This is a genomic window from Deltaproteobacteria bacterium (genome assembly GCA_016210005.1).
Lineage (GTDB): Bacteria > Desulfobacterota > Binatia > HRBIN30 > JACQVA1 > JACQVA1.
Map to the genome: position 1 here is coordinate 1 of JACQVA010000178.1, position 5,856 is coordinate 5,856.

Below are 5,856 nucleotides of genomic sequence, written 5' to 3' on the forward strand. Positions count from 1 at the left end.
CCCGTGCTGCTTGGCCGCCAAAAGGCGCAAGAGACACAAAAGGGGTCGCCTTTGCCCAGTGCTCACTGGGCTCGGTCTTGTGCCTCTTGTGCATCTTCGCGGCCGTCCTCTCCTTTCCTCACACAGCGCCACTCCCATCCCCCGTGCTGCTTGGCCACCAAAAGGCGCAAGAGACACAAAAAGGGGTCGGACGTCCCCTGCGTATGTTTGCGGCTGCCCGGTTCAAAATGCCCTCAGTCGCCTCCCGGTGGGCTTAGGACCAACTTGCGTACCTGGAACTTCGGCGCACCGAAGTTGATCAGCATGCCATGTTCCATCCGTGCGGCCCGCAGGTAGCCCAAGAGCTGCGCGATATGCTCGCCCGCAAGGGTGCTGGCGGCCTTCAGCTCGACGATCAGCTGATTCTCGACCAGCAGGTCTGCGTAGTAGTCACCAATCAAGGTACCGTCTTCGTCGCGCACCGTGAGTGGGTGTTGTTGCTTCACGTCAACGCCAGCCTTGCGCAGACGGTGGGCCAGTGCATTCTCGTAGACCTTCTCCAGGTGGCCGTGCCGCAGATACCGGTGAATTGCAAAGCCGATCTCCCTGACCGTGTCGCAGAGCTGCATCACGTCGCCCATGACCTTGTCCACCCCTTCTTGTGCCTCTTGCGCCTTTTCGCGGCCATTCCCCTTTTCTCCGTTACTCCGCCAGCTCGAACTCGCCCGCCGACTCGTCCGCTTCGACCATCATCTGCTCGAAGCTGCCGGTGGTGATGCGGTAGCCCATCAGGGCGCGCAGGACCTTGCGGGCGGCGCCGAGCATGCCGAGCCACGCTTCGGGCGGTGCCGATTCGAGGGCTTCCAAATCCGCCGGCGTCGCCCGGCCCGGCCAGCACTCCAGCGCACTGGCGGACGTCAGCTCGTTGACCCAATAGTTCTGGTCTGCCTGTGCGTGGCAGAGGCCGGTGGCGTGGCCGGCGAGACGAACAAGCCAGTGCGGGCTGGCCTGGACGGCCTGCGCCGCCGCACCGCCCGGTGCGGCTTTGGCCGCCAGCGCGGCCACGATAGCTACCCCCTCGACCGGCGTTGCCGTTTGCAGGCGCTGCAACAGGGTCGCCTCGTTCGCGCCGGCCGACTCGCCCTTGCGTTCCTGCGCCAGCCAGCGCTCGAAGACCGAATCTCCGCCCTTCGCCCGCGGCTTCTGCGCATGCGCGAGCTGACCGTCGGTGTCCGCCAGAGTCTGACGGTACAGGCTCAGCAGCTCGGGCTCCTCCGGCTGCCAGCCCGACTTGCGCAGATGTTCCAGCACCGGCAGGCCGAACTTCAGCGGCAACTCGAGGAACCCACGAAAGAGGCGGGGCCAATCCTGATGGCGCAGCCACGACTCGATCGCCGGCTTGAGCTCCGCCTCCGAGCACTCGGTGAGCGCCTTGCGCGTGCCGATGAACCCGAGGCACCGCCGATCGCCGGAACGGACCACCTCCATCACGTGGGCGCGGACAGCCGCGTCGGCGCGCTCGTACTCCAGGCGGAGGTTCTGAAATTCGAAGTCCTCGCGAAAATACGCGTCGAGCTGGCGGGTGACAAACAGGAACATGCAGGCACGCTCCGGATCGGAAGGCCGCATGCCCTTCTCGATGCATAGCCGGGCGGCCAACCCCGCCGGGTCCTTCACCGCCGCGTCGCACAGCGCGTCGCGCGCCGGCCCGGATGGCAAACCTTCGAGCGTGGCGCGGGCGCGCGAGCGGATGGTTTCGTCGCGATCTTTCAATGCGGCGATGAGGGGCGACACCACCTCGACCCGTTCCGGCGCCAACCGAGCCCCGCACTTCAAAGTGGTCAGTACTTCGACTTCCAGCGGCTGGCTCGCCACGTAGCCCCGCTCGGCAACGATCGCCCCCAGCCGGTCGTCGCGGTTGTCCGCCCACCGCGCGCACAGCGTGTCGATGACCGGCTGCGCTTGCAGGCCTCGCAGCGCTGTGAGCGCACGAGCGGCGACGTCGGCATCGCGACTACCCGCTGCCTCGATCAGCAGAGGGATAACGTCCGGGTCGTCGAGTCGGCCGGCCAGAGCCGCCACCGCCCGGCGCCGGCGCATGCCGCCGACGATCGGAAAAGCGGCCCGCAGTGAGCGCTGCCATCGTTCGAGATCTTCACGCGTTGCCATCGCCATCGTTCCCCGTCGTGAGATGTGTGTGGTACAGGCTGGAAGCCTATACCACCGTTCCTGATCCTCCGCCGTGAGAGCAGGAGTCCTGGTGGTATGGGCCTCCGGCCCGTACCCGGAAGAGCGTGTCGCCCAACAGCCGGCGCCGCAGGCCCCAGGTGTCGCCGTGCCGCAAGTGTCCGATCCAGCTCGCCAGCGGTGCCCGCACGTCGCCGAGGGAAATGGCTCCGCCGGCGTAGGCCCGGCTGAGCTGCCGCAACCGCCGCTGGAAGCGGACCCCCGTCGAGCGGCGCAGGCGGCGGTGATCGGGGAACAGCCTCCAGCCCAGGAAGGGCACCCCGGCCGATACCGGCAACACCACGCACTTCCGCGGATGCAATGCCAGGCGCAGTGGCGCGAGCAAGCCACGCAGCCGCTCCAGCACCGCGCGCAGTTCTCCCCTGTTGCGGCCGAAGACGAGGAAATCATCGGCGAAGCGCAGGTAACGTGGGCAGCGCAGATTTTCCTTCACGAAGTGATCGAGCGGGTCGAGCATCACGTTGGCGAAGAACTGGCTCGTCAGGTTGCCGATGGGAATCCCGTGCCGGCGTTGGTGCGGCGTGAAGAGCGCGTCACCCGGGAAGTAGCGGACCACGGACTCCTGCGGGTTACTGTTGGCGACGATGCGACCGAGCAGGTCGAGCGTGCGAGGGCACTTGAGCTTGCGCGCGAGGCGGTCGAGCAGCACGGCGTGGTCGATGGACGGGAAGAACTTTTCGACGTCACACTTCAGCACGTACGGCGCCTGGCGGCAGAACGCGGTGGCGCGGTCGAGTGCTCGGTGTGTCCCCTTGCCCAGGCGGTTGGCGTAGCTGTCGTAAATGAAGGTACGATCGAAGAGCGGCTCGATCACCCGGCAGACGGCGTGATGGACCACGCGGTCGCGGTACGGGGCGGCGGAAATGAGCCGCGGCTTCGGGTCGGTGATGCGGAAGGCGCGATAGGGTCCCGGCTCATAGTGGCCCAAGCGCAATTCGTCTTGCAGGCGAAGCAGGTTACGCTCCAGGTCGTAGTGGAACGTGGCCGGCGCCGCCCGCAAGCGCTTGCCGCGATACGCTGCCCGCGCTGCGGCGAGCAGGTTGTCGAAGGAGGTGATACTGTCGAACAGGTCACCGTGGCGTTTCATGACCGTTCCCCTACGTTGTGCCCACGCTACGCTTGCGATAAGAATGACATAGGTGGCGTAGCTCGATGGCGAAGATCGACCTGGCGAAGGAGGAGATAGCGTACCTGAAGCTCTGGCTGGGAATTGCGATTGCGACGGGCATCAGTTTCGGTGGGTGGCTCCTGGCAAACGCCGCATCAGCGCATTGGGCATTGGTGCTCGGAGATCTAGTGGCGTTGGCTTCGATATTTCGCGGCATTGTCGCCTTGCACGCAAGCATTGAGGACAAAATCAGACGGCTGGAGGACTTATAGATGAGAGAGCTGATCGCAGTGTTAGTGATGATCATCGGCGCCGGGTTCATCACGTATCTCGCCTTGGACGCGGTGCGTCGCGCCCGGTAGTTGCGCTACGCCACAGCACCACGGCGCGGGGCGGCCGTCGCCGCGCGGCTACCAGTCGCCCCGCCCCGCTTTGGTATTTGGCCCTGCGACAGCCGACAAGGCCGGGAACCGGTCTGGACTCTCCCTGCACGCTCGCGCTCTCCATGGACAACGCGATTCCGGCAAGGGACAGTGCTGGCCACACGGAAGCCGTTGTTGTCGTTGCGGTTGTCGGGGTGGTTGTTGTTGCGGTTCGCGCACCGGAAGTTGTCCGGATTGTCGTTGTTCCACGAGCCACCCCGCACGACACGGGACGCGCCTTCGACCGGGCCCCATCGAGCGCCCGAGTACCATACTGGGTCATCGGACTCGACTCTTTCTCCATCCACCCACCAGCCGCCCGACCTCGTCCACGAGCCGGGCGGCGACTTCGTACTGGTGGGTGCTGATCAACTTTTCCTCGTGCGCCAGGCGCACCTGGAATCGCACCTGCTCCAACCGCAGATTCGCCCGTTCGAGCAGCGCCACCTTGTCGCGACTGAACTTCGCTTCGATCAACAGTTCCAGAGTGTCGTAGACGTTGCGTAGAATGCGGTCTCCGAGCAGGAAACGAAAATCGCGCGGGAACTTCCCCACCCGGCGGGTCATCTCCCGCACCAGATCGTACGCCTTGGTGATCGCCGTCAGCTCCGGCTGCTGAGGCGCTTGGCGATCGGAGGAACCCTCTTCAGTCATCGGGCCTCACTTGCCAAAAAATCGCGACCCTCGCTTCGCTCGGGCAAGGGGTAAAGGCGTTAAGGTTCATAGCGTAAGAAGAGTCCTGGCCACACGGAAGCCGAGGAGCGTCGAGGCGGTAGCCGGGGAGGGGGTCGTAGCGGTACGCGCACCGGAAGAAGACCGGATAGACGAAGCGCCACGAGCCACCCCGCACGACACGGGACGCGCCGGTCTCAGGAGGCCGCAGATCGCCCCCCTTGTACCGGGTGTATGCCTTGTCGTCGTACCAGTCCGCGCACCACTCCCACACGTTCCCTGCCATCTGGTACAGCCCCCATACGCTGCACCCCGCTGCATATTCCCACACTCCCGCCGTCTGTCCGCTCCCCTTGTTCTTGTCATTGCGGCACTTCGTCTCGTCCCACTGCTCCCCCCACGGGTATTCCCGCCCGTCCACTCCCCGCGCCCCTTTCTCCCACTCCAGCTCGCTCGGCAACCGTAGCCTCGCCCACTCACAGTAGGCCTGCGCGTCCTCCCAACTCACGTACACCACCGGGTGATCCGCTTTGTCCGCGGACACGCTCCCGCCCTGCCAATGTTGCGGCGCCGCCCGCTTGGTCGCCCGCACGAACCGCTCGTACTGCGCGTTGGTCACCGCATGCAGCCCCAAGTAATACCCCGGCAACTCCACCGGGAACTTCTCGCCGCCCTCGTCGCTGCCCTTGCCCCCCGCCACAAATTTTCCCGCCGGAATCAGCACCAGCACGCTCCCATCCGTCGCGTTCTCGATCAGCACCGGAGCGCTAGTTGCGGCCGCGGCTGCCATCGTTCATTTCTTCGCGGCCCGTCCCGCTTTCGGTCGCTGTTCCAGTTCGTGCTCGATCAGCGCCTCGACCCACTTCTGGATCGACGTATCTTCCTCCGCCACGCGCACGCGCAGCGCCTTGTGGGTATCGATCTTCAGCCGCACGATGATGGTGCGGCTGGTGTCGGTGTCAGCCGGTAAAGCCATGCCCCGTCATCCCTTCGTCCTTCTCAGCCTACGTGCGCACCCCATGCAATTACGGAAAGCAATCATTGATAAACTGTTATCACAGATCTTTTGATAGTCAAGCCACCACCCGCTCACACTGCCCGTTGGTCACCGCATGCAGCCCCAGGCAGCACCCGGGCAAACCGCGGGCCGCATGCTCAAGCCGGCTGTCGCGGGACTCGCACACCACAGCAGGGGGTGCGCGACAAATTTGTGGGTAACGTGGTTCCTTTGTGGGTAACGTGGTTCGGTGTTATGGCCGTCATTCCCGCGAAAGCGGGAATCCAGTCTGGCGTTTGGCGCTATGGACAAGCAGTTCTGCGTTTACATCCTGGCCAGCAAACGGAACGGCACGCTGTACATTGGGGTGACCTCACAGCTGGCAACGCGGGTGTGGCAGCATAAGAGCAAGGTAGTGGAGGGTTTTTCGG

9 protein-coding genes are annotated in these 5,856 nt (G+C 64.9%); 2 read left to right on the plus strand and 7 right to left on the minus strand.

Annotation, left to right across the window (positions count from 1 at the left end; translation table 11 throughout):
- Positions 1–233: 233 nt before the first annotated feature.
- From HY699_17340 to HY699_17350, 3 genes are all read right to left on the minus strand, one after another.
- Complete coding sequence (locus HY699_17340; protein ID MBI4517571.1) at positions 234–620, minus strand: GxxExxY protein; 387 nt, start codon at positions 618–620, stop codon at positions 234–236.
- 61 nt (positions 621–681) lie between these two features.
- On the minus strand, positions 682–2,148 hold the full coding sequence (locus HY699_17345) for a HEAT repeat domain-containing protein (GenBank protein ID MBI4517572.1): 1,467 nt from the start codon (positions 2,146–2,148) through the stop codon (positions 682–684).
- 46 nt (positions 2,149–2,194) lie between these two features.
- The gene (locus HY699_17350; GenBank protein ID MBI4517573.1) at positions 2,195–3,313 is read right to left on the minus strand and encodes a group II intron reverse transcriptase domain-containing protein; all 1,119 of its coding nucleotides are present in this window, start codon (positions 3,311–3,313) and stop codon (positions 2,195–2,197) included.
- A 65-nt stretch (positions 3,314–3,378) separates the two neighbouring features.
- On the opposite strand from HY699_17350, the gene HY699_17355 reads away from it, so the two are divergent.
- Positions 3,379–3,606 carry a hypothetical protein gene (locus HY699_17355; protein MBI4517574.1) on the plus strand — a complete coding sequence of 76 codons (228 nt, stop codon included), beginning with the start codon at positions 3,379–3,381 and terminating at the stop codon, positions 3,604–3,606.
- A 95-nt stretch (positions 3,607–3,701) separates the two neighbouring features.
- On the opposite strand, the gene HY699_17360 is transcribed toward HY699_17355, so the two are convergent.
- The 4 genes from HY699_17360 to HY699_17375 are packed head-to-tail and all read right to left on the minus strand — an operon-like array spanning position 3,702 to position 5,404.
- Positions 3,702–4,064, minus strand: coding sequence for an SUMF1/EgtB/PvdO family nonheme iron enzyme (locus HY699_17360; protein ID MBI4517575.1), 363 nt, complete (start codon positions 4,062–4,064; stop codon positions 3,702–3,704).
- Positions 4,036–4,410 (minus strand): diversity-generating retroelement protein Avd, encoded by a 375-nt coding sequence (gene avd / locus HY699_17365; GenBank protein MBI4517576.1) that lies wholly within the window; start codon positions 4,408–4,410, stop codon positions 4,036–4,038. The genes HY699_17360 and avd overlap by 29 nt, the downstream gene beginning before the upstream one ends.
- A complete protein-coding gene (locus HY699_17370) occupies positions 4,403–5,218 on the minus strand; it encodes an SUMF1/EgtB/PvdO family nonheme iron enzyme (protein MBI4517577.1) in 816 nt (271 codons plus the stop codon). Before HY699_17370 ends, avd begins: the two co-directional genes overlap by 8 nt.
- A 3-nt stretch (positions 5,219–5,221) precedes the next feature.
- Positions 5,222–5,404 carry a hypothetical protein gene (locus HY699_17375; GenBank protein MBI4517578.1) on the minus strand — a complete coding sequence of 61 codons (183 nt, stop codon included), beginning with the start codon at positions 5,402–5,404 and terminating at the stop codon, positions 5,222–5,224.
- A gap of 325 nt (positions 5,405–5,729) precedes the next feature.
- On the opposite strand from HY699_17375, the gene HY699_17380 reads away from it, so the two are divergent.
- Positions 5,730–5,856: GIY-YIG nuclease family protein (locus tag HY699_17380; GenBank protein ID MBI4517579.1), on the plus strand; the 127-nt coding region annotated here is incomplete at its 3' end.

Coding starts and splice junctions, on each gene's coding strand:
- HY699_17370 (MBI4517577.1), bottom strand. CDS start 5,218: ATGGCAGCCGCGGCCGCAACTAGCGCTCCGGTGCTGATCGAGAACGCG.
- HY699_17355 (MBI4517574.1), top strand. CDS start 3,379: ATGGCGAAGATCGACCTGGCGAAGGAGGAGATAGCGTACCTGAAGCTC.
- avd (MBI4517576.1), bottom strand. CDS start 4,410: ATGACTGAAGAGGGTTCCTCCGATCGCCAAGCGCCTCAGCAGCCGGAG.
- HY699_17350 (MBI4517573.1), bottom strand. CDS start 3,313: ATGAAACGCCACGGTGACCTGTTCGACAGTATCACCTCCTTCGACAAC.
- HY699_17345 (MBI4517572.1), bottom strand. CDS start 2,148: ATGGCAACGCGTGAAGATCTCGAACGATGGCAGCGCTCACTGCGGGCC.
- HY699_17375 (MBI4517578.1), bottom strand. CDS start 5,404: ATGGCTTTACCGGCTGACACCGACACCAGCCGCACCATCATCGTGCGG.
- HY699_17340 (MBI4517571.1), bottom strand. CDS start 620: ATGGGCGACGTGATGCAGCTCTGCGACACGGTCAGGGAGATCGGCTTT.